This window comes from Cellulosimicrobium sp. 4261, from assembly GCF_040546915.1.
Lineage (GTDB): Bacteria > Actinomycetota > Actinomycetes > Actinomycetales > Cellulomonadaceae > Cellulosimicrobium > Cellulosimicrobium cinnabarinum.
Genome location: NZ_JBEPOQ010000001.1, coordinates 76,133 through 100,262, shown reverse-complemented (window position 1 = coordinate 100,262; position 24,130 = coordinate 76,133). Strand labels below are relative to the sequence as shown.

Genomic DNA, 24,130 nt, shown 5'->3' with positions numbered 1-24,130 from the left:
GCGGTCGGCGTGGTTGGGACCGTCGGAGGTGGATCATGACCAGCCAGACCCACGAGAACCAGCCCTACGAGGTCGCGAAGACCGACGCCGAGTGGCGCGCCGAGCTGTCCCCGCAGGAGTACGCCGTGCTGCGGCAGGCCGGGACGGAGCGCGCGTGGACGGGCGAGCTGCTCGACGAGAAGCGCGTCGGCGTGTACGCGTGTCGCGCGTGCGGGAACGAGCTGTTCCGCTCCGACACGAAGTTCGACTCGCACTGCGGGTGGCCGAGCTTCTTCAGCCCGCTCGCGGGCGACCGCGTCGAGCTGCTCACCGACCGCAGCCACGGCATGGTGCGCACCGAGGTGCGCTGCGCGCGCTGCGGCTCGCACCTGGGCCACGTGTTCGACGACGCGCCCCAGACCCCGACGGGCGACCGGTTCTGCATGAACTCGGTCAGCCTGACGTTCGAGGCCGACGAGCGGTAGCCGACCGGGCGCCGACGCCCGCGTCCACCGCGCACGCGAGCGCCACGCCCACCAGATAGCAGACCAGGTCCCGCACCGCGAACGTGCTGCCCAGCAGCCACGCCGCGGGCGGGACCGCGTCGTTCACGGCGGCGGCGACGCCCGTCGCCTGGAGCGCCTCGACCGCCCAGCACCACCCCAGCGCGACGGCGCCCGCCACGAGCGGGCGCACGCGGGCCGCCACCAGGACCACGAGGACGTAGGTCGCGACGGCGTAGAGGACGTCGCCGCCGACGTCGCCCCACGGGTCGGGGACGCGCGTCGCGACGACGAGGCCCAGCACCACGACGGCCGCGAGGACGAGCGCGACGACGGGCCGCCGTCGGGCTCGGGACCCCGCGCGAGCCGGCGGGGCCACGCGGGGCGGCCGGGCGCCGTCGGACGCTGTCATGCGGCCCCGGGAGACAGGGTCACCGGTTGGCGGCCCAGCGCACGACGTCCTCCGAGTACCGGTGCAGGAGCGTCGCGAGCGTCGCGACGTCGCGCCGGTCCCAGCCGTCGAGCGCCTCGGTGATCGACGTGACCCGCCCGCTGTGCGCGGCGTGGAGCCGGGCCTCGCCGTCGGACGTCAGGGTGATGAGCTGCCCGCGCGAGTCGTCGGGGTCGACCTCGCGCGCGACGAGGCCGAGGTCGTGCAGGCGGCTGAGCTGGCGCGAGATCGTCGCGCGCCCCACGCCGAACTGCGCCGCGAGCTCCGAGCCCCGGACGCCGGGATGGTCGGCGATGTGCGCGAGCAGCGGATAGGCGCTCGCCTCGAGGTCGGGGTGGATGCGGCGCGCCATGCCCGTCGCGACCGCGCCCGCGCGGCGCAGCAGGATCCGCAGCTCGCGTTCGAGGTCGACGTACGCGTCGTCGTCGACGCGCGCGGTGTCGGGAGCGGGGCGGGCCGGAGCGGTCTCGGGGGGCACAGGGCCATCATGGCGCGAACGGGACGGCCCGGTCACCTTCCTCCCGCGAACCTCACCCGCGCGGGGCGACGGGAGCGCCCCGCGCACGACCGCGGGGGTGGTCCCGGAAGGTCGGGACCACCCCCGCGGGGTGCGGCAGCGGTGCCCCCGCGCGGCGGGGGCACCGACGTCAGCGCGACCGGCGCGCGGTCGCCTCGTCGTCGACCACTCCCGCGGGCTCGTAGGCACCGAGCAGCGTGGACTCCGTCTCCTCGGCGAGCGTCACGCGACCAGGGGTGGCGTCGATCGGGGCGTCCGCGCCGAGCAGGGCCGCCTCCTTCTCGAGGCGCTCCTGGAGGCCGGTCTTGGTGCCGAGCGGCACCTCCTTGAGGAACGACACGGCGATGAGCGCGACGAGCGCGAGCGGCACCGCGACGAGGAAGATCTCGGCGATCCCGTCGCCGTAGGACTTCTCCACGAGGTCCTTGACCGGTGCGGGCAGGGTCGAGACGTCGGGCACGGCGTTGCCGCCGCCCATCGAGCCGGCCGGGACGCCGAGCTGCGTGAGGCCGTCCTGGATCGACGTCGTGACCTTGTTCGCGAGCACCGCGCCGAGCACGGACACGCCGATCGCGCCGCCGAGGCTGCGGAAGAACGCCACGGTCGAGGTCCCGGCGCCCATCTCCTCCACGGCGAGCGTGTTCTGCACGGCGAGCACGAGGTTCTGCATGAGCATGCCCATGCTCACGCCGAGGAAGAACAGGTAGACGCTGATCAGGGTGAAGCTCGTGTGGTAGTCGATCGTCGACAGCGCGAACAGCGAGGCGACGAGGACCGCGCCGCCGGTGACCATGAAGGCCTTGTAGCGGCCGTAGCGCGTGATGAGCTGGCCGAAGAGGGTCGACGCGACGAACGTGCCGACGATCATCGGGATCGTGAGGAGGCCGGACTCGGTCGGGGTCTTGCCCCGCGCCACCTGCATGTACTGGCTGAGGAACACGGCGGTGCCGAACATCGCGACGCCGACCGCGACGGACGCGACGACCGCGAGGACGAACGTGCGGTTCTTGAACAGGTGCAGCGGGATGAGGGGCTCGGGCGTCACGCGCTCGACGAGCACGGCACCGACGAGCGCGACGACCGCGCCGCCGACCATCGCGAAGGTCTGCCACGAGAGCCACTCGAAGTTCTGCCCGGCGAACGTGACCCACAGCAGGAGCGAGGAGACGCCGGCGCTGATGAGGATCGCGCCCCAGTAGTCGATCCGGACGACGCGGCGCGCGACCTTCGGCAGGTGCAGCGTGCGCTGGAGGACGATGATCGCCGCGATGGCGAACGGCAGGCCCACGAAGAAGTTGAGGCGCCAGCTCACGGCGTCGGTGAGGACGCCGCCGAGGAGCGGCCCGCCGATCTGGCTGACGGCCATGATGCCGCCCATGAGGCCCATGAACTTGCCGCGCTCGCGCGGCGAGATGATGTCGGTGATGAGCACCGTGGCGAGCGCCATGAGGCCACCGGCGCCGATGCCCTGGAACGCGCGCAGCGCGATGAGGGTGCCGACGTTCTGCGAGAGCCCCGCGAGCGCGGAGGACACGACCGCGACGACGAGCGCGATCTGGATGAGGACCTTGCGGTTGGTGAGGTCGGCGAGCTTGCCCCAGATGGGGGTCGAGATCGTCATGGCGAGGAGGGTCGAGGTGACGACCCACGTGTAGGACGACTGCGAGCCGTCGAGGTCGCTGACGATCTTCGGGAGCGAGCTCGAGACGATCGAGCTCGCGAGGATCGCCACGAACATGCCGAGGAGGATCCCGGAGAGGGACTCCATGACCTCGCGGCGGGTCATCGGTGCGGGGGCGCCGGCGGTGCCGGGCGGTGCGGTGGTGTCTGCGGGGGTGCTGGTCATCAGGCGCTGGGTTCCTTGCTCACGAGGCCGAGGCGGGGCGCACGTGTCGGGGGGCGGTGTCAGGGGGGTCGGGGGCCGGCCCGCGGTGCGGTCGGCGGTCGGGGGACGTGCCCGACGGCGCAGGGCCGCCGGGCGCCGTGGTCACCCGGCGCTGCGGGGGGAGTCGTGGACCGCGACGACCGCCGCGGCGACGCGCTCGATGTGGCGCGTGGCCTCGACGATCTCCTCGTCGCCCCACTCCGCGAACGTCGTCGCGGCGAGGACGTCGATGTGCGCGTACGCCCGTACGAGGAGCGCACGACCCTCCTCGGTGAGCTCGACGGTCCGGGCCCGCCGGTCGTCGTCGTCCACGGTGCGGCGCACGAGGCCCGCGTCGACCAGGTGGCTCACCTGGCGGCTCGCGACGGAGAGGTCGACCCGGAGCCTCGCCGCGACGTCCCCGAGCTGGACGGGGCCGCAGTGCTGGAGCATCCGGAGGAGCCCGAACGACGCGCGCGGCATGTCGAGGTCGCGGGCGATCCGGACGGCGGACTCTCGCTGGGCGCGCGCGAGGTCGTCGAGCGCGCGGACGAGACCCGCCGCGGGGGACGGGTCGGGGGTGAGTCCGGGGGCCGCGACATCGGTCGCGGGAGGGGCGGTCACAGGCACGGGCACTCCTTGGTTGCTGCAGGCAAGCATACTCCGCGAAGTTGCTTTCAGCAACCATTGTGCGGGGCAAGGAGTTCCCGCCGGTCGAGCCTGCGCGTGCACGACGGAGCCCGGGCCCTCCTCGTCGCCGCAGCGGCGAGGTGGGCCCGGGCCCGGTGGCGACCCGGAGGGCGGTCAGCGCGCGGAGCGGCCCCCGGCCTGGTTGCCCATGTCCTCCAGCTCGACGCCCTTCGTCTCCGGCACCTTGCTCAGGACGAAGACGAACGACAGGGCCGCGAAGATCGCGTACATCAGGTAGGGGATCGAGGCGCCGAAGGTGGCGAGCATCGGCGGGAACGTCAGGGTGATGGCGAAGTTCGCCAGCCACTGCGCCATGGCCGCCACGCCCAGGGCGGCGGCGCGGATGCGGTTCGGGAACATCTCGCCCAGCAGGACCCAGACGAGCGGGCCCCACGACGCCCCGAAGAACACGACGAACGCGTTCGCCGCCACGAGGGCGATCGGGCCCCACGGGTCCGGCAGGCTGATGTTGTCCCCGCTCCCGCTGGCCTGCGTGAAGGCGAGCGCCATGATGCCGAGCGAGAGCGTCATGCCCGCGGAGCCGATGAGCAGGATCGGGCGTCGACCCACCTTGTCGACGAGCGCGATCGCGATGAACGTCACCGCGACGTTCGTCACGGACGTGATCGTCGAGACGAGGAACGACTGGCTCTCGTCGAAGCCGACGGCCTGCCAGAGCGTCGTCGAGTAGTAGAAGATCACGTTGATCCCGACGAACTGCTGGAACACCGAGAGCAGGATGCCGACCCACACGATCGGCTTGAGGCCGAGCGCCGAGCCCTTGAGCGTGCCCTCCTGCGCGTTCTGCTCGTCGACGGCGATCGAGCGGTGGATCTGCGCGATGCGGTCGTCGACGTCCTCGTCCGGTCCGAGCACGGACTCGAGCACGGCGCGCGCCTCGTCGTCCCGGCCCTTCGCCACCAGGTACCGGGGCGACTCGGGGATGCGCAGGGCGAGGATGCCGTAGACCGCCGCGGGGATGACGCACACGAGGAACATCCAGCGCCACGCCTCCCACCCGAGCCACAGCTCGTTGGACGCTCCGCCGGCCGTCTCCGCGAGCAGCTGGTCGGAGAGCAGCGCGGCGAAGATGCCGATCGTGATGGCGAGCTGCTGGAGCGAGCCCATGCGGCCGCGGAGCCGGGCCGGCGCGATCTCCGCGATGTACGCGGGCGCGATGACCGACGCGATACCGATGCCGACACCCGCCATGAACCGCCAGATCGCCAGGTCGAAGGCCGACCAGGCGATCGCCGACAGGATCGAGGAGGCGAAGAACAGCACGGCGCCGAACACCATGACGCGGGTGCGGCCCCACCGGTCGGCCAGGCGTCCGCCCGACCACGCGCCGAGCGCACAGCCGAGGAGGGCGATCGCGACGACGAGCCCCGTCACCGCGGAGTCGAGGTCGAACTGTCCCTCGATCGCCGCGACGGCGCCGTTGATGACCGAGCTGTCGAACCCGAAGAGGAAGCCGCCGACCGCGGCGGCGACGGCGAGACCGATCGCCTTCCGGTGGGCGCTCCGCTCGCTCACGGTCCTCTGACCTGCTGCGCCGCTGCTCGACATCTCGCCCTCCGCTCCGTCCCGGAGCCGGTGGCAGCTCCTGTCGTCCCTCTGTCGTCACTGTAGGGCGGGGTCCGGACCGTGGCGCGGTGAACGAGGGTGGGCCCCGAGCGGTGCCCCGGAGGCTGCGCACGTCCCGGCGCCGGGTGGAGACTGGGCGGGTGCCAGACGACGTCCCCACCCCCGGCGGCCGGCCCGACCCCGGTCGGTCCGACCGCACGCAGCGACCCCGCCGCCCCGCCATGCTCGACCCGCGCGACGCCGACGAGCTGCCCGGCGAGCTCGACCCCGCGCTCCGCGACCGGGTCGCGCACACCACCGCGCACGCGATCGTGCACCGCGCCCGCGACACGGAGGACCCGGAGGTCGTCGAGCGGCTCGTCCACCTCGTCGAGACCGAGGGTCTCGACGTCGTCGCCGGCTTGTGGTCCGACGCCGCGCCCAACTCCTTGCCCGGCGCGCTGTGGCGGCTCTACGTGCTGCGCGAGTGGGTCCGCCGCGACCCGCAGACCGTCACCCTCCGTTACCGGCTCGGCGTCGACGCCGCGCCCGTCCACGAGGCGATCGCGGGCGTGCCCCGGCCGCCGGGGCCGCAGGACGTGCGCGACCTCGCCGACGCGGTGCTGTCCGGCGTCTTCACGGGCGACCTCGCGGTCGCGCTCGAGCGCGCGGGGTCGTTCTGCCGCATCCTCGCCACCGGCGCCGCGTTCGACGCCGACGCGCGCGAGGTCGCCGACCCCGACGGCGCCCTGCGCACGACCCGGGGCGCGGGCTCGCTGCTGCGGACCGCCCAGGAGCTCGAGCACGCCGCCGAGCTCTGGCGCGCCGACCGACTCGACTGAGCGCACGCTCCTCCCCGCTGCGGAGGCCCCGGTCGTCGCCGAGCAGGCGGACCTGGCGCGTCCGTGCCATGTCACGAGCCGAGACCGCCTGCTCGGCCGACCAGAACCTCCTGGTCGGGCCTGTCGGGACCTCGCAGGCGCGGAGGGTGCGGGATCGACGGCGCCCCCGCACGGCGGGCGGGGGCGGTCTCGCGGAGCGCGAACACGGGTACCCCGGGCGGGGTGCGGCACGTACGATGGATCTCGACGCCGGGCCGCGGTAGCCCCGGGCTCCACACTCAGCCGCTACGAGCGGCCACGCGCCGAGAGGCGCTCCCGGTCCGGCGTCACTACCTCCCCCCGCCCACCGCCTCGTGCGGTGCGCGGGTGCGGTGGCCGCACCGGCGAAGACGCCGGGCGCAGGCTGTGGGCGTCCTGAGCATCCGGGACCTTGGACCCGACGATTCCAGCATCGCTCCGCGCGTCGGCTACATTTGACGAGAGTTCGACGTGCGTTCACCGAGAGATCATCCGACCAGAGATCGTGACCACCCCGACCGTCCGGTTCCCCCGGCGGCCGAGCGGCCCTCGCGGCCGACGCCAGCTCAGACCCCTACCCCGCGTCCCTTCCGGAGCCCCCCGTGCGCCTGCGCCTGACACCGCGCGACACCTCGTTCTTCGACCTCCTCGCCGCCTCGGCGCAGCATCTGGTCACAGGGTCCACGCTCCTCGCGGAGCTGCTGGGGGCGGACCGCCCCACGCGCAAGCAGCTCGCGAAGCAGCTGAGCGAGACCGAGCACCTCGCGGACGACGCGACGCACTCGATCATGCGACGCCTCAACCAGACGTTCGTCACGCCGTTCGACCGGGACGACATCTACGCCCTCGCGTCGGCGCTCGACGACTGCATGGACTACATGGAGGAGGCGGCGGACCTCATCGTCCTCTACAAGGTCGACGAGCTCCCGGCCCGCGTGTCCGAGCAGGTCCAGGTGCTCCAGCGGGCGTCCGAGCTCACGGCCGAGGCGATGCCGCGCCTGCGCTCCATGGACGACCTCCCCGAGTACTGGGTCGAGGTCAACCGCCTGGAGAACCAGGCGGACAAGGTCCACCGCAAGCTGCTCGCCGAGCTCTTCGACGACGTGTCCGACCCGGTCCTCCTCATGAAGCTCAAGGAGATCGTGGAGGTCCTCGAGCAGGCGGCCGACGCCTTCGAGAAGGTCGCCAACACGGTCGAGACCATCGCCCTCAAGGAGTCCTGAGCCCCGTGGAGGCAGTGCTCGTCGTCGTCGTCGTGGCCTTCGCCCTGGCGTTCGACTACACCAACGGGTTCCACGACGCCGCGAACGCCATCGCGACCTCGGTGTCGACCCGGGCCCTCACACCGCGCGCGGCGCTCCTCATGGCGGCGGTGTTCAACCTCATCGGCGCGCTGCTCGGCACGGCCGTGGCGCAGACCATCGCGGAGGACATCGTCGCCGTCGGTGACGTGCCACCCCACCAGGGACTCGTCATCGTCCTGTGCGGGCTGGTCGGTGCCATCACCTGGAACCTCATCACGTGGTGGCTGGGCCTGCCGTCGTCGTCGACGCACGCGATCATCGGCGGCCTCGCGGGCGTCGGGCTCGCGTCCGGGATCACGGTCCACTGGGACGCGATCCTCGACAAGGTCGTGCTCCCCATGATCTTCTCGCCGCTGATCGGCTTCGGCCTCGCGTTCGCGCTCATGGTCCTGCTGCTGTGGGTGTTCCGGAACGCGGCGCCCGCCCGGGCGTTCCGCCGGTTCCGGATCGCGCAGACCGCCTCCGCCGCCGCGATGGCGCTGGGCCACGGTCTGCAGGACGCGCAGAAGACGATGGGCGTCATCGTGCTCGCCCTCGTGGCGGGCGGGTTCCAGGACGACAACACGATCCCGCTGTGGGTCAAGCTGTCGGCCGCGACGGCGATCTCGCTCGGCACCTACGCGGGCGGCTGGCGCATCATGCGCACGCTCGGCCGCAAGATCATCGAGCTCGACCCGGCGCGCGGCTTCGTCGCCGAGTCGGTGTCGGCGGTCGTGCTCTACGCGAACGCGTTCATCTTCCACGCGCCCGTCTCGACGACGCACACCATCACCTCGGCGATCATGGGCGTCGGCGCGACCAAGCGCCTGTCCGCGGTGCGCTGGGGCGTCGCCAAGAACATCGGCGCCGCGTGGGTGCTGACGATCCCCGCCGCCGCGCTCGTCGCGGCCGTCGTCTACTGGATCCTCAGCCCGATCCTGCTCTGAACCGCCGGCGACGCCGGTCCCCGCACGACGACGGCGCCCCGTCGGAGGGCTCTCGCCCACCGACGGGGCGCCGTCGTGCGTCCGGACGTCGCCCGCGCGGCGACGTCGGCCCCGGGTCTCAGTGCAGCGGCGGGGCGACCTTCTCCGCCGCGACGACGCGCGGGCCCTTGGGCGTGCGTGCCACGTGGGCCACGATCATCTCGCCGGGCTCGAGGAACGGGTCGTGCGCGGGGAGGGCGTTCGCGACCGGTCGGCGCGAGTGCTGGCCGAGGACGTCGAGCACGGTGGGCAGCACGGGCCGGTGCGTGCACAGCACCGACGACCGCTCCGCCTCGAGCAGCTCCCGGACCGTCCGTGCGACGCGCGCGGGGGACCGCTCGTGCTGCGCCTCGGTGAGGTGGTCGATGCTGACCGTGGCGAGGCCGGAGGCGGTTGCGTAGGGCGCGATCGTCTGGGCGCAGCGGTCCCAGCGGCTCGTGACGATCGTCTCGACGCCGTAGGCCGCGAGCACCGGCACGAGCGCCACCCCCTGGGCGTGGCCCGCGGGCGTGAGCGGGCGGTCCTGCTCGTCGCCGTGCCACGCCGACCGCGCCACGGCCTTGCCGTGGCGCGCGATGACGACGACGTGCGTCGCGAGCCGGCCCTCGTCACGCTCGCGCACGAGCGCCTCGAGCGGCGCCCGGTCGGCCTGCCGGGTGAGGCGCCGCGCGGCGTCGTCCGTGGAGAGCCACGCGGCGCGGTCGATCTCCTGGGGCGACACCGGCGGGACGGGGGCCCGCGCGGCGAGCGCGCCGGCGTCGGACCGGCCCGACGCCCGGCGCGCGGCCCAGTAGTGCACGCGCTTCACGCGGCCCTCGGGCGTGAGGTACTGCAGCCCGGGCAGCGGGACCCCGAGCACCACCGGCTTGCCCGTCTCCTCGGCGACCTCGCGCGCGGCGGCCGCCTGGAACGTCTCGCCCGGGTCGAGCTTGCCCTTGGGCCACGACCAGTCGTCGTAGCGCGGCCGGTGGACGAGGCGCACCTGGAGCTCGTCGTCGCGCACGCGCCACACGAGCGCCCCGGCAGACTCGATGACGGGCGCGTGCGACACGTGCGTCGGGCCGAGCGCGTCCACGAGGGGCACGCCGCCGCGCAGCGCGGAGGACGGCACTCCCATCCGCTACCGCCTCCCGACGAGCCGGCGGCGCTGTCGCTGGACGAGGCTGGCCTGCAGGTCGACGAGCGGGGAGCCGTCGGGCGCGGTGTCGGGGCGGTGCCACGTGCCGTCGGCGTCGAGGTGCCACGACGCCGTGCGCTCGGACATCGACGCGTCGAGCAGGTCGAGCAGCTCCATGACCTGGTCGGGGTCGGTGATCCGCACGAGCGCCTCGACGCGGCGGTCGAGGTTGCGGTGCATGAGGTCGGCCGACCCGATGAACACCTCCGGGCCGCTCTCCGGGCCCTCGCCGATGGCGGGGCCGGCGGAGTTGGCGAACGCGTAGATGCGCGAGTGCTCGAGGAACCGGCCGAGGATCGAGCGCACGCGGATGTTCTCGCTCAGCCCGGGCACGCCCGGGCGGACGGCGCAGATGCCCCGCACGACGAGGTCGACCTTCACGCCCGCCTGCGACGCGCGGTAGAGCGCGTCGAGCGTCGTCTCGTCGACGACGGAGTTGACCTTGATCTTGACCCACGCCTCGTGGCCCTCGCGCGCGGCGACCGCCTCCCGGTCGATCCGCTCGACGAGGCCGGAGCGGACGGTGCGGGGCGCGACGAGCAGGCGGTGGAACCGCGACTGCGGCGCGTACCCGGAGAGCTGGTTGAACAGGCGCGTGAGGTCCTGACCGACGTCGGGATCGCACGTGAGCAGGCCGTGGTCGGTGTACAGGCGCGCCGTCTTCGGGTGGTAGTTCCCGGTCCCGACGTGGCAGTAGCGGCGCAGGCCGTCCGACTCCTGGCGCACGACGAGCGAGAGCTTGCAGTGCGTCTTGAGCCCGACGATGCCGTACACGACGTGTACGCCCGCCTGCTCGAGCTTGCGCGCCCACGAGATGTTGGCCTGCTCGTCGAACCGGGCCTTGATCTCGACGAGCGCGAGCACCTGCTTGCCCGCCTCGGCCGCGTCGATGAGCGCGTCGACGATCGGCGAGTCGCCCGACGTCCGGTACAGCGTCTGCTTGATCGCGAGCACCGCCGGGTCGGCCGCCGCCTGCTCGAGGAAGGTCTGCACCGACGTCGAGAACGAGTCGTACGGGTGGTGCAGCAGGACGTCGCGCTCGCGGATCGCGGCGAACACGTCCGTCGGGGACGAGCTCTCCACCTCGGCGAGGAGGCGGTGCGTCGTCGGGACGAACGGCGGGAAGTGCAGGTCCGCCCGGTCGAGGTCGGCGATGAGGTTGAGGCCCGTGAGGTCGAGCGGCAGCGGGATCTCGTACACCTCCTCCTCGACGACGCCGAGCTCGCGCACGAGCAGCGCGCGGATGCGCGGGCTGATGCCCGGCGTGAGCTCGAGGCGCACGGGAGGGCCGAACCGGCGGCGCAGCAGCTCCTTCTCCATCGCCTGGAGCAGGTTCTCCGCGTCGTCCTCCTCGACCTCGACGTCCTCGTTGCGCGTGACACGGAACAGGTGGTGCTCGCGCACCTCCATGCCGGGGAACAGGTGGTCGAGGTGCTGGGCGATGACCTCCTCGATCGGCACGAACGACGTCGGCCCGCGGTCGGGCGACGCCGTCTGCGACGTCGGCGCGCTCGGGCGGCCCCGCGCGTCCACGGCGATGAACCGGGGCAGCAGCGGCGGCACCTTGACGCGCGCGAAGTGCTCCTTGCCCGTCGTCGGGTTGGCCACCACGACCGCGAGGTTGAGCGACAGCCCCGAGATATACGGGAACGGGTGCGCCGGGTCGACGGCGAGCGGCGTGAGCACGGGGAAGATCTGCTTGCGGAAGAACTTGTGCAGGCGCTCCTGCTCGCGCGTCTCGAGCTCGTCCCAGTGGACGAGCGTGATGCCCTCCGCGGCGAGCGCCGGCTGCACGTCGTCGGCGAAGACGCGCGCGTGGCGGTCCATGAGCTCGTGCGCGCGCTCGCTGATCGCGTCGAGCACCTGGCGCGGCGACAGGCCCGAGGCGGCCGTGACCGCGATGCCCGTCGCCATGCGGCGCTTGAGGCCGGCGACGCGGACCATGAAGAACTCGTCCAGGTTGGACGCGAAGATCGCGAGGAACCGCACCCGCTCCAGCAGCGGCTGGCTCGGGTCCTCCGCGAGCTCGAGCACGCGCTGGTTGAACGCGAGCCAGCTCAGCTCGCGGTCGGCGAACCGGTCGTCGGGCAGCGGACCGAGGTCGAGCTCCGCACCCACCGGTTCGATCTCCGGCTCCTCGGCGATGTGCTCCGCGATGTGCGCGGCGAGGTCCGGGTCGAGGGTGCGCTGCGTGGACGTGTCGGTCATGGGTTCATGGTGGCACCAGATGATGAACGGTGCGTGACGCGGGTCACCGCGCGGTCACCGCGGCCGGGGCGGGGTCAGCGGGCGGGGCGGGCGTACTGCACGTGCACGGCGCGCCGCACGAACCCCGCCCGCTCGTACGTCCGCACCGCCGGGACGTTGTCGCCGTCCACGTACAGCACCGCCGTGCGTGCCCCGCGCTCCGCGAGGTGCGCGAGCCCGACGGCGGTCAGCAGCCGCCCGAGCCCCTCGCCCTGGGCGGACGGGACCACGCCGACGACGTAGATCTCGCCCTCGCGCGCGGCGTCCGGCTGGCCCGTCGGGATCTTGGTCCAGACGAACCCGACGAGCTCGGGCGCCCCGTCGCCGGGCGCCGGGTCGCGCTCGAGGAGCAGGAGGCCGGCGGCGTCGAACCAGTCCTCCCGCATCCGCGCGCCCAGGTCGTCGACCGTGAGCCGGCCCTGCTCCGGGTGGTGCGCGAACGCGAGCGCGTTCGCCCGGACCCACGCTGCGTCGTCGTCCCCGGGCACGAACGCGCGCAACCGCAGACCCGCCGGGACCGCGGGGCGCTGGTGCTCCGCCGGGCCGCCCAGCGGGCGCTCGAGCACGAGCAGCTCGCGCACGACGGCGTACCCCGCCCGTGCGGCGAGGGCCTGCGCCGCGGGCAGGTCGCCGTGGGCCCACACGCGCAGCGGCGCGACGTCCCTGCCGGGGGAGGGGGCCGGTGCGGGGGCGCCGTCCGTCGGGCTCTCGTCCGGGGTGCCCGCGTCCGCGGCGCGCTCGGACGGGCGCGGCTCGACGGCGCGGTCCGCGGCGCTCCCGAGGAGGTGGAAGCCGAGGCCGTGGCGGCGGTGCGCCGGGCGCACGACGAGCTCGGCGCTCGGCGCGTCCCCGCGCTTGTCCACCTGCGCGTAGCCGGCGAGCTCGCCCCCACGCCACGTGAGGAGGTGCACGACGTCGTCGGTCGCCTCGCGCAGGTTGAGCAGCGGCTGCTCGGAGAGGGGCGCGACGCCGTCCTCCCGCTCCGCCGCCGCGGCGAGGTCGTGGACCTGCGCGATCTCGACGTCGTCGATGAGCGGCCCGGTGTGCCAGAGGATCGCGGTCTCCACCGGTCCATCTTGCCCCCGGCGCCCGCGCACGACCGAACGGGCGCAGCCGAGCACGGGGTTGCTCGCCGTCGACCACGGGGTTGTCGTCGTGGAGAGCGCGATGACGACGGCAACCTCGTGTTCGGCACCTCACCTCGGGGTGGGGGAAGGTTCCGCGAGGGCGGGCCGTTGTCCCGGACGTGAGCGAGCGGACCCACGGGCGAGAGACGGCGGCACCGGGCACGGCGGGCGCGGACCCGCTCGGTCCGGGCGGAGTCGTGCACGACGTCGTGGTCGTCGGTGCGGGCCAGGCCGGGCTGTCGGCGGCGTACCACCTGCGGCGCGCCGGGCTCGACCCGGTCGTGCTCGACGGCGGGGGTGGCCCCGGCGGCGCGTGGCAGGACCGCTGGGACGCGCTGACGATGGCCGAGACGCACGCCGTGCACGACCTCCCGGGCGTCCCGCTCCCGGCCGGCGACCCGGACGAGCGCGCGAACGTCGCCGTCCCGCGCTACTACGCGGCGTACGAGCGCGAGAACGACCTGCGCGTGGTGCGGCCCGTCACGGTGCACGACGTGCGCGACGACCCCGGCGACCCCGCGCTCCTGCGGGTCCGCGCGACGGTCGGCGCCGGGCCGGACGCGCGCGACGTCGTCGTCCGCACGCGCACGCTCGTCAACGCGACCGGCACGTGGACCCGCCCGTTCTGGCCGCGCTACCCCGGGATGGAGACGTTCCGCGGTCGCCAGCTCCACACGCACGACTTCCGCGCCGCCGAGGACTTCGCGGGGCAGCACGTCGTGGTCGTCGGCGGCGGCGCGTCCGCGACACAGCTCCTGCTCCAGATCGCGCCGCACGCGTCGGGCACGACGTGGGTGACGCGCCGCGAGCCCGTGTGGGTCGAGGAGGAGTTCTCGCCGGAGCTGGGCCGGGCCGCCGTCGCGCGCGTCGCCGAGCGGACGGCTGCGGGCCTGCCGCCCGGGAGCGTCGTCTCGGTCACGGGCCTGCCGCTCACGCCCCGGTACCGCGCGGGGATCGCGAACGGGGTGCTGCGGCGTCGGCCGATGTTCGCGCGCGTCACGGCGACCGGCGTGGAGTGGGCTCCCGGCGCGAACGACGACGGCCTCCTGCACCAGCCCGCCGACGTCATCCTCTGGGCCACCGGGTTCCGCGCCGCGCTCGACCACCTCGCGCCCCTCGGCCTGCGTGCGCCCGGCGGCGGGATCGTGCTCGACGGCACGACGGCGGCGAGCGACCCGCGCGTCCAGCTCGTCGGCTACGGGCCCAGCGCCTCCACGATCGGGGCCAACCGGGCGGGGCGCGAGGCGGCGCGCGGCGTGCTGCGGGCGCTCGGCCGACGGCCCGAGCGCGGCCCCGCGGCAGGATCTCGGCGACCGGTGGCGGTGTGAGGGCTCGTCAGCGCCCGCCGTCGAGCCCTAGCGTGCACCCGTGAGCACCGAGTCCTCCCCGGCCCCCGACCCGTCCGCCGCCCGCGAGCCCGCCCCGGTCGCGGTCGACGCGCCCGCCCTGCCGACGCAGCGCCGCACCCTGACGACCCTCGTCGCGACGCAGGTGCTGTCCGGCGTCGGGGTCGCGAGCGGCATCGCCGTCGCGCCGCTCGTGGCCTCGGCGCTGTCCGGGTCCGACGCGATCGCGGGGCTCACGTCGACCTCCGGCGTCGTCGGCGCGGCGCTCGTCGCGCTGCCGCTCGCCCAGGTCGCGGGTCGGCGCGGCCGACGGCCGTCGCTCCTGCTCGGCTTCGGCCTCGCGACCGGCGGCGCCCTCCTCGCGACGGTGGCCGTCCTCCTGGGCTCGTGGCCGCTGCTCGTCGTGGCGATGCTGCTCTTCGGCTCCGGCACGGCCGCCGGTCTCGCCTCCCGCTTCGCCGCGACGGACCTCGCGACCCCGCAGCGCCGGGCCCGCGACCTGTCCGTGGTGGTGTGGGCGACGACCGTCGGGTCCGTCGTCGGGCCGACGCTCGCGGGCGTCGCCGACCGGGTCGCCGGCCCCGCCCTGCGCCTCGGGGACGCGCACGCCGAGCACGGGAGCACCGCGCCGAGCGCGGCCCCGTTCGTGCTCGCGACGCTCGCGTTCGCGCTCGCGGCGACCGTCGTCGCGGTGTGGCTGCGCCCGGACCCGCTGCTCGCCTCGCGTGCGCCGTCGGGGGCGGGTGCGGTGGGCGCGGGTGGTGCGGGGGGAGCGCCGGGTGGCGCGCCCGGCCACGTGTCGTGGCGCGACGGCCTGCGCGCCGGCTGGGCCGTGGTCGCGGCCAGCCCGACGGCGCACCTCGCCCTCGGCGCGATCGTGCTGAGCCACCTCGTCATGGTCGGCCTCATGTCCATGACCCCGGTCCACATGAACCACGGCGGCGCGACGCTCCAGGTCGTGGGGCTCGTGATCAGCGCCCACATCGCGGGCATGTACGCGCTGAGCCCCGTGGTCGGCTGGCTCGCGGACCGGCTCGGGCACGCGCGCGTGCTGTACGCCGGCGGCGCGCTGCTCCTCGCCGCGGCGGTCGTCGTGGCGGGCGCGCCGGGCGAGGACTCCGCGCGTCTCACGGTCGGCCTGGTGCTGTTGGGGCTCGGGTGGTCGTGCGGGCTCGTCGCCGGGTCGGCGCTGCTCGTCGACGCGACGCCCGGGCCGTCGCGCACCGCCGTGCAGGGCCTGTCCGACCTCGCGATGAACACGGGCGGCGCCGTCGGCGGCATCCTTGCCGGAGCGATCATCGGGTTCTCCTCGTACGGCGCGCTCGCGTGGGGTGCGGCGGTGCTCGTCGTCGTGTGCGCGGTCGTGGCGGCTCCGCTCGCGCGGCGGGCAGCGCTCCGCTGACGACGGCCGCCGAGATCGGCACCCGGAGGCGGGATCGGTGGTCGTGACCGCCGACCTCGCCCGCGACCACCGACCTTGCCCGCGACCGCCGATGTCGCCCGCGGGCGCCGATCTCGCGGGGGTGCGCGGTCGGGGGAGGGTCAGGCCAGGACGGCCGGGAGCGCGGTGCGCTCGTCCCGGCGGACGGCGCCGACCTGCGCCGGGGTGAGGAACAGCGCCCGGGAGAGGTCCGTGCCGCGCGCGTCGGCGCCGCGCAGGTCGGCGCCGAGCAGGTCGACGGCGTCGAGCCGGGCCCCCCGCAGGTCGGCGCCCAGGAGCAGCGCGCCCCGCAGGTCCGACGCCGTGAGGTCCAGCCCGCGGAGGTCCGCACCGACGAGGTCGGCCCCCGGTCGCAGCCGACGACGCAGCCCGGCGCCCGGAGCCCGGTGCCGCGCTCCGTCGTCGGGCGGGGCCGCTGCGCGCGCGCCGTGGTGCCGGGCGGGGCCGTGCCGTGCGGGGCTCCGCCGGGCGTCCAGGCTCCGACCCGCCCGGGCCGCGTCCCGCACGAGCGCGCTCGCCCGGTCGACCAGCGGGCCGACGGCGCGACGGACCGCGCCGACGTCGAGCGCGAGCAGGTCCGCCGCGGCGAGGTCGACGAGGGGCGCGGTGCGGTCGAGCGCCTCCCGGGCGTCGTCGTGCACGGCGGCGGCCGCGGGGAGCGCGAGCACCTCCGCGAGGTACCAGAGCAGCTCCTGGAGCTGCGTGACGACGGGCAGGGCGGCGAACGCGTCGCGCGCGGCGGCAGGGTCGTCGCGCCAGGTCGCGCCGTCGTGCGCCGCGCGGACGGCCGCGGTCACGCGCTGGCCCGCGCCCAGGCAGTCGTAGGCGACGCAGCCGGGGAAGCCGGACTCGGGCAGGCGGGCGTGGATGCCGCAGCCGAAGTCCGTGCGCAGGTTCGGGCAGGGCGTGCCGGCGGGCTTGTCGATCGCGAAGTCGGCGGACCGCACGAGGTGCAGGCCCACGCAGCACAGCCCGGTGCAGCGGGAGCAGTCGCTGCGCAGGTCGAGCTGCTCGACGAGGAGAGCGCGGCCGTCGGCCGCGGGGACGCGGGGCACCCCTCGACGCTACGCCGTCGCGGGGACGCCGGGCACGGGCATCTCGTCCGCGTGCGCGGGCCGGGGGCGACCGCAGCGCGAGAACGGGGCCGGTGCCGTCGTCGCGCGGACGACGGCACCGACCCCGCGGCCGGCGTGCGGCGCGTCAGTCGTCCGAGGACGACGGCTTCTGCAGGCCTGCCGAGATGAGCCCCATCACGGACGAGTCCGCGAGGGTCGTCGCGTCGCCCACCGTGCGGTTCTCCGCGACGTCGCGCAGGAGGCGGCGCATGATCTTGCCGGACCGCGTCTTCGGGAGCTCGGGCACGACGAGGATGCGCTTCGGCTTGGCGATCGGGCCGATCTCCTTCGCGACGTGGTTGCGCAGCTCGGTCTGCACGGCCGCCGCGCCGTCGGCGTCGGACGCCCGGCCGGCGTGCTCGCCGCGCAGGATGACGAACGCGACGACGGCCTGGCCCGTGAGGTCGTCGCTCGCGCCCACGACCGCGGCCTCCGCCACGGTCTCGTGCGAGACGAGCGCGGACTCGATCTCCGTCGTGGAGAGGCGGTGGCCCGAGACGTTCATGACGTCGTCGACCCGGCCGAGCAGCCAGATGTCGCCGTCCTCGTCCTTCTTGGCGCCGTCGCCCGCGAAGTAGATGCCCGGGAAGCGCGACCAGTACGTGTCCTTGAAGCGCTCGAGGTCGCCCCAGATGCCGCGCAGCATCGACGGCCACGGCTCGGACAGCACGAGGTACCCGCCGCCCCCGTTCGGCACGGAGCGCGCCTCGTCGTCGACGACGTCCGCCACGATGCCCGGCAGCGGCACCTGGGCGGAGCCCGGCTTGGCCGCCGTGACGCCCGGCAGCGGCGAGATCATGATCGCGCCCGTCTCCGTCTGCCACCACGTGTCGACGATGGGCGTGCGGTCGCCACCGATGACGCGGCGGTACCACATCCACGCCTCGGGGTTGATGGGCTCGCCCACCGACCCGAGCACGCGCAGCGACGACAGGTCGAACGTCGCGGGGATCTCCTCGCCCCACTTCATGCACGCGCGGATCGCGGTCGGCGCGGTGTAGAGGATCGAGACCTGGTACTTCTCGACGATCTCCCACCAGCGGCCCTGGTGCGGGGAGTCCGGGGTGCCCTCGTAGATCACCTGCGTCGCGCCGTTGAGCAGCGGGCCGTAGACGACGTACGAGTGGCCCGTGACCCAGCCGATGTCGGCCGTGCACCAGTAGACGTCGGTCTCGGCCTTGAGGTCGAACACGTTGCGGTGCGTGTACGCGGCCTGCGTGAGGTAGCCGCCCGTGGTGTGGAGGATGCCCTTGGGCTTCCCCGTGGTGCCCGACGTGTAGAGGATGAACAGCGGGTGCTCCGCCTCGACCCACACGGGGGCGTGCGTCGGGTCGGCGGCCTCGAGCGCGTCGTGCCACCAGACGTCGCGGCCCGCGGTCCACGCGGTGTCCTGGCCGGTGCGACGCACGACGAGCACGTGCTCGACCGTCGTCGGGGCCGCGCCCTCCTTCGGCGCGAGCGCCTCGTCGACCGCGGGCTTGAGCGCGGAGGCCGCGCCGCGGCGGTAGCCGCCGTCGGCCGTGACGACGAGCTTCGCCTCGGCGTCCGCGATGCGGCTGCGCAGCGCGTCGGCGGAGAACCCGCCGAACACGACCGAGTGCGGGGCGCCGATGCGCGCGCACGCGAGCATCGCGACGACGGCCTCGACGACCATCGGCAGGTAGATGACCACGCGGTCGCCCGTCTCGACGCCGAGGGCCGCGAGCGCGTTGGCCGCGCGCGACACGTCGCGCTGCAGCTCGGCGTACGTGACCGTCCGGGTGTCGCCCGGCTCGCCCTCGAAGTGGATCGCGACCCGGTCGCCCAGGCCGGCCTCGACGTGGCGGTCGACCGCGTTGTACGCGGCGTTGAGCGTGCCGTCGGCGAACCAGCGTGCGACGGGCGCCTGCGACCAGTCGAGGGTCTCGGTGAACGGGGTCTGCCACGTGACGAGGTCGTTCGCCTGCCGCGCCCAGAACGCGAGCCGGTCGGCCCGCGCCTCCTCGTACAGCTCGGGCTGCGCGTTCGCCTGCGCGGCGAACTCGGGGCTCGGGGGGAAGCTCCGGGTCTCGTGGAGGAGGTTCTCCAGGCTGGACGTGGTGGCCGCTGCTGCGGCCTCGGGCTCGTTCTCTGGCACGCTGACCTCCGGTGCGCATCGACTCTGGTGCGGTCCCGCCGACCGCGGCGGCCGCCCGGGGGCGGCGTGACGGTACGACGGTACGACGGGGCGGACGGCCGCACGACCGGGGCCCCGACCTGGCGAGTCTAGACCTCCTGCGGTGAGCGCGGTCACATCCGTCCGGGATTCGGCGAGAGTGCTCGCAAAGGAGCGGGCGGGCGGCCGGGACGGTGGGGAGCGCGCCGTCGGACGACGCGCCGGGCGCCCCGCCGCGCTGTTGCCGCGCAGGGGCCGGTGCCCCACCATGGGCTCACGTTCCTCGCGGAGCGGGCGGCCTCACGGCGAGGCACAGGGGGCGGGTTGGCGTACGCGGCGGTGCGGGGCGCGCGGTCGCGCCCTGCCGCGCCCGCACGCCGGGACGACGGCGTCGACGTCGCGTCCCGGGACCGCGTGCTCGCCGTCGCCGTGGCCGCGGGGCTGCGTGCCGTCGGCCGATGCGGGGCGCGCACGGTCCCCGAGGACGCTCTCCGGCCGGGGTCCGGCGGCCGCCGCGGGCTCGTGCTCGTGGCCGACGACGCGGGCTCCCTCCCCGGCCCGCCGCTGCTCGCGGTCCTGCGGCGCCCGGGCCCGGTCGTGGTCGTGGGCGGCGCGGTGGCGGCGGACCGGCTGCTCGTCGCCGCGCGGGCAGGCGCCCTGGTCGTCGCCGCGGAGCGGCCGTTCGGCGACCAGGTGCGGACGGTCGCCCGCATGCTCGCGGGGGACGTGCGCGCGGGCGACGCGCTGCTGGTGGACCAGCTCGTCGGGGTCGTGCGCGACCGTCGGGCGGTGGCGTCGCTCACGGGCCGGGAGACCGAGGTGCTGGAGCACCTCGCGGGCGGTCGGTCGGTGGCCGAGATCGCGGCTGCCCTCGTGCTGTCGGTCGCGACCGTGCGCGCCCACGTCCGCTCGATCCTTCGCAAGCTCGGCGTCTCGTCGCAGCTCGCGGCCTCTGCCGCCCTGGCGCGGGCGCGGGGCGGACGTCCCGTCCGCAGATAGTCAGAACTGACGATGTGGGGCGGTGCGCGGCCGGCAGATCCTGGCGACGGACCCGGACGAAGGCACCGGGCCGACGGCGGGGCGACGCAGCCCCGCCGACGCACGAGAGGGGGCACGACATGCTGGTGGTCTGCACACAGGACGACGACATCCGCGAGGCCGTCGAGGAGCACGGCTCCGGGGCGGACGCGTGGGGCGAGGTCGTCCTGCTTCCGAAGGGTTCACGGGCCGCCGCGGAACGGGCGCTCGTCGCGGCGCTCGCGACGGCGCGGGGCCCGGTCTGCTTGTCCGCGCACGGCAACGACGAGGAGATCGGCGACGAGGGGAACGGCGCCGACGACTGGGGGTGGGGCCGACGGCAGGTCGCGCGGCTCCTCGCCCGGGTGCCCGGGCCGGTCGGACCGGTGCTCGTGCACGCGTGCGCCGAGAACGTCTCCAACTTCTCGGCGGGGCTCGCCCTCGCGCTCGAGGAGGAGCGGGCGCTCGAGGGCGTCTGGATCTACGGCTACAACCGGCCCGTCCCGGCGGACGCCCGCTACCCGCGGCCGGACGCGCTGAGCAGGCAGGTCGACCTGCAGGGCACGCAGGTCCTCTTCTGACCTCGCGCCACGGGGGCGGGGCGGTCGCCGCGCTCCGACACCGCACCACACGTCATCGGAGGAAGCCATGTCGCTCGTGAGAGACATCGTCAAGCAGTTCGACAACAGCGACGAGCTCGCGCAGACGCAGCGCGAGGTCGTGGAGTCGCTCGCCCGGCTCGGCGAGACGAAGGCCGAGCTGTTCGAGGCGAAGATCCAGGAGTCGCTCCGCGGGGCGGGAGGCACGAACTCGACCGTGCCCATCACGTCCATCCTCGCGTCCAAGAAGGAGGTGCACGCCTTCACGTCCACGTCGGCGGAGCACCTCGCCGACACCGTGAAGTCGTCGCTCAAGTCGTTCGTCTCGGGGACGGCGGACAGCATCATCGACGGGGTGGGCGGCCTCATCTCCGAGGCCCTCACCGTGTTCCTCGGCGGCGCGTCGGCGTCGACGGGCACGATGGAGGAGTACTACGTCGTGACCGAGGGCCTGTCCATCGTCCGGGTGGACCTCAAGGCGTGGTACCTCAACGTCTCCGCCCGCGGCATCTACGAGAAGATGGAGCGCATCAGCGCGTTCGTCGCGGTCAAGTCCACGGTGGACCTGACGAAGATCGACTTCAACACGTTCCTGTACCTCTACCAGAACCAGCTGACCGCGGCTCACCTCGACAAGAACCAGGTCAAGCAGGCGCTGCAGGAGGCGAAGGAGATCTACCAGGAGTTCCACGGGGCCGGCCTGCGCACGCAGGCGGTGCACCACATCACCCGCGCTCCGGGCAGCACGGCGCCGCGCTCGTCCTGACGCGGGGACGACGGCGGGTGCGGCGCCCCGGGACGCCGCACCCGCCGTCGGGCGTGCACCGACCGCCGTGCGTGCCGTCAGCGCGCCCGGCGCTGGCGCACGGCCTCGTACAGCACGACGGTCGTCGCGCTCGCGGCGTTGAGCGAGCTCGCGGCGCCGAGCATGGGGATGCTCACCATGACGTCGCACGCCTCGCGCCACCCCGCGCTGAGACCGGTGGTCTCGTTGCCCGTGAGCACGAGCGTGGGCCCCGTGAGGTCGTGCTCGGCGAGCTCGACCTCGCCGTGCTCGTCGGTCCCGACCAGGGTCAGCGGGACGCCCGAGGAGCGCTGCGCGGCGACCCAGTCGAGGACGTCGCGCCCCGCGGGGACGCGGACCGTCGGCACGGAGAAGATCGAGCCGGTGCTGGCACGGACGGCGCGCGGGTCGTACGGGTCGGCGGCGTGCCCGGCGACGACGAGCCCGTCGCCGCCGAACGCGTCGAGCGACCGCGCGACGGTCCCCACGTTGCCCGGGCTCGTGGGCCGGTCCAGCACGACGCCGAGGAAGTCGGCGCCCGGGGCGCCGCCGCCGATCCGGCCCAGGTCGTCCGGCGGCGTCGCGACGACGGCGAGGAGCTCGGGCGTCTCGTCCTCCTTGCCGCCGAGCTCGCGCAGGAGCGCGGACGACACGGCGAACCGCTGCGCGCGGACGCGGTCGAGCATCGCGTGGGCCCACGACGACAGCGACCGGTCGGCGTCGACGAGCCAGGTCCGCACGGTCCACCCGGACTCGACGGCGAGCGTGATGGGCCGGACCCCCTGGACGACCATCTCGCCCGCCCGGTGCCGCTTCGTGCGGTTGGTGAGCAGCGCCTCCCACTGCTGGAACGCCGCGTTGCGGGTCGTGACGCGCTGCACGCTCAGGCCTCCGGGGCGGTGGTCGGGGCGGACGTGGTCGTGGTCGCGACGCGCGGGAGCCCGCCGGTCAGCGCGGGAGGCTCGGCGACGCCGTCCTCCCGCGCGGCGCGCTCGACCGCCGCGGCGACGAGCGTCGTCACCTCGGGGTTGAACACGCTCGGGATGATGTAGGTCGGGTTGAGCTGGTCCTCGTGGATCGCGGACGCGAGCGCGCGGGCGGCGGCGAGCAGCATCGCGTCGGTGATCCGGTGCGACCGCGCGTCCAGCAGGCCGCGGAACACGCCCGGGAACGCGAGCACGTTGTTGATCTGGTTCGCGAAGTCGGAGCGCCCGGTGCCGACGATGGCGGCATGCTCGGCTGCCTCGACCGGGTCGACCTCGGGCCGCGGGTTTGCCATCGCGAACACGATGGCGTCCGGCGCCATGCGCGCGACGTCGTCGCCGGTGAGGACGTCGGGGGCGGAGACGCCGATGAACACGTCCGCGTCGACGACGGCCTCGCGCAGCGTGCCGGTGACGCGCCGCGGGTTGGTGTTGACGGCGGTCCACGCGAGCGACGGGGACAGGCCCGGGCGGCCCGGGTGCACGACGCCCTCGATGTCCGCGACGACGACGTCGTGCGCGCCCGCCGCGAGGAGCAGCTTGAGCACCGCGGTCCCGGCCGCGCCCGCGCCCGAGAGGACGATGCGCACGTCGGGCAGCTCCTTGCCGACGACCTTGAGCGCGTTGGTCAGCGCGGCGAGCGCCACGATGGCCGTGCCGTGCTGGTCGTCGTGGAACACGGGGATGTCGAGCTCGGCCCGCAGCCGCGCCTCGATCTCGAAGCACCGGGGGGCCGAGATGTCCTCGAGGTTGATCCCCGCGAAGACGGGCGCGATCGCCTTCACCGTCCGCACGATCTCGTCGACGTCGGTCGTGTCGAGCGCGATGGGGAACGCGTCGATGTCCGCGAACCGCTTGAACAGGGCCGCCTTGCCCTCCATGACGGGCAGCGACGCGAGGGGGCCGATGTCGCCCAGCCCGAGCACGGCGGACCCGTCGGTGACCACGGCGATGGTGTTGCGCTTGATCGTCAGGCGGCGGGCGTCGTCGGGCTTGGCGGCGATGGCCTCGCACACGCGCGCGACGCCGGGCGTGTAGATCATCGACAGGTCGTCGCGGTTGCGGATCGGCACCTTGGACTCGATCTTCAGCTTGCCGCCCAGGTGCAGCAGGAACGTGCGGTCGGAGACGCGGTCCACGACGACGCCCGGGAGCGCGCGCAGCGCCTCGACGATCTGCCCGGCGTGCTCCTCGCCGCGCGTCGCGACGGTGACGTCGACCGTGATGCGCTCGTGGCCCGACGCCGTCACGTCCAGGGCGGTGACGATGCCCCCGGTGTGCTCGATCGCCGTCGTCAGCTCGCTCACGGCGGTGGGGCGGGCCTCGACCTGGAGGCGGGCGGTGATGGAGGAGGAGACACTCGGCGCTGACGTCATGGGCCCCAGTATCGCCCCGCGGGCGGGCCGCGACGCGGGAACGCGGCGCGCGAGCCCGGACACGACGACGGCGCCCTCGCGGACG

General features: G+C 74.5%; 21 protein-coding genes. 9 read left to right on the top strand and 12 right to left on the bottom strand.

Features of this window, described 5'->3' with window-relative positions:
* Positions 1-35: 35 nt before the first annotated feature.
* Entirely contained in the window at positions 36-464 is a 429-nt protein-coding gene (gene msrB, locus ABIE39_RS00435) for a peptide-methionine (R)-S-oxide reductase MsrB (RefSeq protein WP_175007584.1), read from the top strand.
* Here the strand turns inward: msrB and ABIE39_RS00430 are convergent.
* The 5 genes from ABIE39_RS00430 to ABIE39_RS00410 all read right to left on the bottom strand — a co-directional run bounded on the left by ABIE39_RS00430 (position 433) and on the right by ABIE39_RS00410 (position 5,573).
* Complete coding sequence (locus ABIE39_RS00430) at positions 433-894, bottom strand: DUF2809 domain-containing protein (protein ID WP_175007585.1); 462 nt, start codon at positions 892-894, stop codon at positions 433-435. The genes msrB and ABIE39_RS00430 overlap by 32 nt on opposite strands.
* Before the next feature lie 19 nt (positions 895-913).
* Complete coding sequence (locus tag ABIE39_RS00425; RefSeq protein ID WP_061266562.1) at positions 914-1,411, bottom strand: MarR family winged helix-turn-helix transcriptional regulator; 498 nt, start codon at positions 1,409-1,411, stop codon at positions 914-916.
* Between the two features lie 169 nt (positions 1,412-1,580).
* On the bottom strand, positions 1,581-3,296 hold the full coding sequence (locus tag ABIE39_RS00420; RefSeq protein ID WP_175007586.1) for an MFS transporter: 1,716 nt from the start codon (positions 3,294-3,296) through the stop codon (positions 1,581-1,583).
* A 141-nt stretch (positions 3,297-3,437) separates the two neighbouring features.
* Positions 3,438-3,944, bottom strand: coding sequence for a MarR family winged helix-turn-helix transcriptional regulator (locus ABIE39_RS00415; RefSeq protein WP_354049926.1), 507 nt, complete (start codon positions 3,942-3,944; stop codon positions 3,438-3,440).
* Between the two features lie 174 nt (positions 3,945-4,118).
* Positions 4,119-5,573 (bottom strand): sugar porter family MFS transporter, encoded by a 1,455-nt coding sequence (locus tag ABIE39_RS00410; RefSeq protein WP_175007588.1) that lies wholly within the window; start codon positions 5,571-5,573, stop codon positions 4,119-4,121.
* A gap of 239 nt (positions 5,574-5,812) precedes the next feature.
* Between ABIE39_RS00410 and ABIE39_RS00405 the strand changes: the two genes are divergently transcribed.
* The 3 genes from ABIE39_RS00405 to ABIE39_RS00395 all read left to right on the top strand — a co-directional run bounded on the left by ABIE39_RS00405 (position 5,813) and on the right by ABIE39_RS00395 (position 8,660).
* Positions 5,813-6,412, top strand: coding sequence for a hypothetical protein (locus tag ABIE39_RS00405; RefSeq protein WP_043655142.1), 600 nt, complete (start codon positions 5,813-5,815; stop codon positions 6,410-6,412).
* Positions 6,413-7,032: 620 nt separating this feature from the next.
* Complete coding sequence (locus tag ABIE39_RS00400) at positions 7,033-7,653, top strand: DUF47 domain-containing protein (protein WP_021482999.1); 621 nt, start codon at positions 7,033-7,035, stop codon at positions 7,651-7,653.
* A gap of 5 nt (positions 7,654-7,658) precedes the next feature.
* Positions 7,659-8,660, top strand: a complete 1,002-nt coding sequence (locus ABIE39_RS00395) for an inorganic phosphate transporter (RefSeq protein WP_021482998.1) — start codon at positions 7,659-7,661, stop codon at positions 8,658-8,660.
* A 118-nt stretch (positions 8,661-8,778) separates the two neighbouring features.
* Here the strand turns inward: ABIE39_RS00395 and ABIE39_RS00390 are convergent, their stop codons facing one another.
* The 3 genes from ABIE39_RS00390 to mshD all read right to left on the bottom strand — a co-directional run bounded on the left by ABIE39_RS00390 (position 8,779) and on the right by mshD (position 13,190).
* The gene (locus tag ABIE39_RS00390; RefSeq protein ID WP_175007589.1) at positions 8,779-9,816 is read right to left on the bottom strand and encodes an NUDIX domain-containing protein; all 1,038 of its coding nucleotides are present in this window, start codon (positions 9,814-9,816) and stop codon (positions 8,779-8,781) included.
* A gap of 3 nt (positions 9,817-9,819) precedes the next feature.
* A complete protein-coding gene (locus tag ABIE39_RS00385; RefSeq protein WP_085386554.1) occupies positions 9,820-12,084 on the bottom strand; it encodes an RNA degradosome polyphosphate kinase in 2,265 nt (754 codons plus the stop codon).
* Between the two features lie 74 nt (positions 12,085-12,158).
* Positions 12,159-13,190 (bottom strand): mycothiol synthase, encoded by a 1,032-nt coding sequence (gene mshD, locus ABIE39_RS00380; RefSeq protein WP_354049922.1) that lies wholly within the window; start codon positions 13,188-13,190, stop codon positions 12,159-12,161.
* Positions 13,191-13,447: 257 nt separating this feature from the next.
* Here mshD and ABIE39_RS00375 point away from each other — a divergent pair, with 257 nt between their 5' ends.
* Positions 13,448-14,578, top strand: a complete 1,131-nt coding sequence (locus ABIE39_RS00375; RefSeq protein WP_354050235.1) for an FAD-dependent oxidoreductase — start codon at positions 13,448-13,450, stop codon at positions 14,576-14,578.
* Between the two features lie 40 nt (positions 14,579-14,618).
* Positions 14,619-15,998: an MFS transporter gene (locus tag ABIE39_RS00370; RefSeq protein WP_209828317.1), complete on the top strand. Its 1,380-nt coding sequence runs from the start codon at positions 14,619-14,621 to the stop codon at positions 15,996-15,998.
* Positions 15,999-16,138: 140 nt separating this feature from the next.
* Here the strand turns inward: ABIE39_RS00370 and ABIE39_RS00365 are convergent, their stop codons facing one another.
* Together ABIE39_RS00365 and acs are read right to left on the bottom strand one after the other, a co-directional pair.
* Complete coding sequence (locus ABIE39_RS00365; RefSeq protein ID WP_354049920.1) at positions 16,139-17,092, bottom strand: pentapeptide repeat-containing protein; 954 nt, start codon at positions 17,090-17,092, stop codon at positions 16,139-16,141.
* A 145-nt stretch (positions 17,093-17,237) separates the two neighbouring features.
* The gene (gene acs, locus ABIE39_RS00360; protein ID WP_209828321.1) at positions 17,238-19,268 is read right to left on the bottom strand and encodes an acetate--CoA ligase; all 2,031 of its coding nucleotides are present in this window, start codon (positions 19,266-19,268) and stop codon (positions 17,238-17,240) included.
* 342 nt (positions 19,269-19,610) lie between these two features.
* Between acs and ABIE39_RS00355 the strand changes: the two genes are divergently transcribed.
* The 3 genes from ABIE39_RS00355 (at position 19,611) to ABIE39_RS00345 (ending at position 21,668) form a co-directional block, all read left to right on the top strand.
* A complete protein-coding gene (locus ABIE39_RS00355) occupies positions 19,611-20,285 on the top strand; it encodes a response regulator transcription factor (protein WP_354049918.1) in 675 nt (224 codons plus the stop codon).
* Between the two features lie 125 nt (positions 20,286-20,410).
* Positions 20,411-20,884, top strand: coding sequence for a hypothetical protein (locus tag ABIE39_RS00350; RefSeq protein ID WP_354049916.1), 474 nt, complete (start codon positions 20,411-20,413; stop codon positions 20,882-20,884).
* Positions 20,885-20,951: 67 nt separating this feature from the next.
* Positions 20,952-21,668, top strand: a complete 717-nt coding sequence (locus tag ABIE39_RS00345; RefSeq protein WP_209828323.1) for a hypothetical protein — start codon at positions 20,952-20,954, stop codon at positions 21,666-21,668.
* A 77-nt stretch (positions 21,669-21,745) separates the two neighbouring features.
* Here ABIE39_RS00345 and ABIE39_RS00340 read toward each other — a convergent pair whose 3' ends face one another.
* Both ABIE39_RS00340 and ABIE39_RS00335 read right to left on the bottom strand, forming a co-directional pair.
* Positions 21,746-22,567 (bottom strand): RNA methyltransferase, encoded by an 822-nt coding sequence (locus ABIE39_RS00340; protein WP_354049914.1) that lies wholly within the window; start codon positions 22,565-22,567, stop codon positions 21,746-21,748.
* Positions 22,568-22,569: 2 nt separating this feature from the next.
* Positions 22,570-24,045: an NAD-dependent malic enzyme gene (locus ABIE39_RS00335; protein WP_083385463.1), complete on the bottom strand. Its 1,476-nt coding sequence runs from the start codon at positions 24,043-24,045 to the stop codon at positions 22,570-22,572.
* Positions 24,046-24,130: the final 85 nt, after the last annotated feature.

What these genes read in the sequence shown, in the direction of transcription:
- msrB (WP_175007584.1), top strand. Translation starts at nt 36, where the DNA reads ATGACCAGCCAGACCCACGAGAACCAGCCCTACGAGGTCGCGAAGACC.
- ABIE39_RS00430 (WP_175007585.1), bottom strand. Translation starts at nt 894, where the DNA reads ATGACAGCGTCCGACGGCGCCCGGCCGCCCCGCGTGGCCCCGCCGGCT.
- ABIE39_RS00420 (WP_175007586.1), bottom strand. Translation starts at nt 3,296, where the DNA reads ATGACCAGCACCCCCGCAGACACCACCGCACCGCCCGGCACCGCCGGC.
- ABIE39_RS00410 (WP_175007588.1), bottom strand. Translation starts at nt 5,573, where the DNA reads ATGTCGAGCAGCGGCGCAGCAGGTCAGAGGACCGTGAGCGAGCGGAGC.
- ABIE39_RS00405 (WP_043655142.1), top strand. Translation starts at nt 5,813, where the DNA reads ATGCTCGACCCGCGCGACGCCGACGAGCTGCCCGGCGAGCTCGACCCC.
- ABIE39_RS00390 (WP_175007589.1), bottom strand. Translation starts at nt 9,816, where the DNA reads ATGGGAGTGCCGTCCTCCGCGCTGCGCGGCGGCGTGCCCCTCGTGGAC.
- ABIE39_RS00385 (WP_085386554.1), bottom strand. Translation starts at nt 12,084, where the DNA reads ATGACCGACACGTCCACGCAGCGCACCCTCGACCCGGACCTCGCCGCG.
- ABIE39_RS00345 (WP_209828323.1), top strand. Translation starts at nt 20,952, where the DNA reads ATGTCGCTCGTGAGAGACATCGTCAAGCAGTTCGACAACAGCGACGAG.
- ABIE39_RS00335 (WP_083385463.1), bottom strand. Translation starts at nt 24,045, where the DNA reads ATGACGTCAGCGCCGAGTGTCTCCTCCTCCATCACCGCCCGCCTCCAG.